The 1,121-nt window shown below is 39.7% G+C and carries 1 protein-coding gene; it reads left to right on the top strand.

The window, feature by feature from the left end:
- Positions 1 to 313: 313 nt before the first annotated feature.
- Positions 314 to 886 (top strand): hypothetical protein, encoded by a 573-nt coding sequence (locus AC1DWN_RS34175; RefSeq protein WP_477563252.1) that lies wholly within the window; start codon positions 314 to 316, stop codon positions 884 to 886.
- Positions 887 to 1,121: the final 235 nt, after the last annotated feature.

Raw genomic sequence — 1,121 nt, 5'->3', positions numbered from 1 at the left:
CCCCATCTGCGACCAAAGGGTTTTTGGAATAAATGTGAAAATAATGCCATGACGAAAACGAGCCAACGCGATGCTCGTTTTTTTCATTCATATCTAGATGCTCACCTGCATAGATTGTTAGAAACACATCAAGAGGTGATCATTCTATGCTTGGAGGCTTAGCTCTTGCTGGATTAATTATGGTATTGATCATTGTCGCGAGCTCGGAGAAAACGGAAGGCATTATCGAAGACTGTAACTAATCTCTTTTAGTACACCCCTGTCATTTGGTATGATGAGTGTAAATCATACCAAATGACAGGGGTGTATTTATTTGGAGTTTACCTTTGAAATTATTTCAGAGACTAACATTAACCTGCGATACAATTATGGCGGAGAATGGTTTACATTCAACCTCTTCAATCGGGATGGTCATTGGGTCCTTCACCCATTTGATTCTACCCTAATTCGCAATAAGGATATGAGTCGTTTGGTCGTTGCGGATCTTCTTCAGCACAAGCCTTTTCAAGTTATGCTGGCTAAAGAGGGAATCATCCTCTCAGAGCTGAGTACCTCTGTTCCTTTAAATGGCCAAGAATATGAAGAAGCCCCACGTTATGAAGAACTGCCTCGCTTCGATCGCAGCTCAGACATCATTTTGGATGATCCTAATATCGTGAATAACGCAAACGTGGATATTGAGCAACTAATTAATGACAATGATCTAGAAGACCTTGTTGAAATGGAGATAAAGATCATTGCAGCTCGTCAGGACTTATACAATCAAATATTAAAACAAATGTTTATGGCTGACTTGGGTCCAAGTGATCCTGAATTTCAAAAGATTCAACAAATTGTGAGAGCTTATGGGGAAGCTAAGGCTCGTCTTCAAGATATCATTAAATAATTTATTGAAACAAAAATAGTGTTATTAACGTCTAAGTGATTATGGAAAATAATGTGATAAGAATGTCGTCGTTGTTTAGGAGTGCGATTGTCTGGGCTTTTATCGTGTTGTTAGTTGTCATAGCTGGTTGTGAAGGCTCAGCCGTACAAGAGGGCAGTGTAGACGAACCCTCGTCCGAGTATAAGAACAATGAGACGGTAGACATCATCAACATTCACGGTAAAGTGAGCAATTA

The sequence above is a fragment of the Paenibacillus sp. P4_A7 genome (assembly GCF_056402455.1).
Note: the sequence above shows the minus strand (reverse complement) of the source record. Positions and strands in the feature narration are given on the sequence as shown.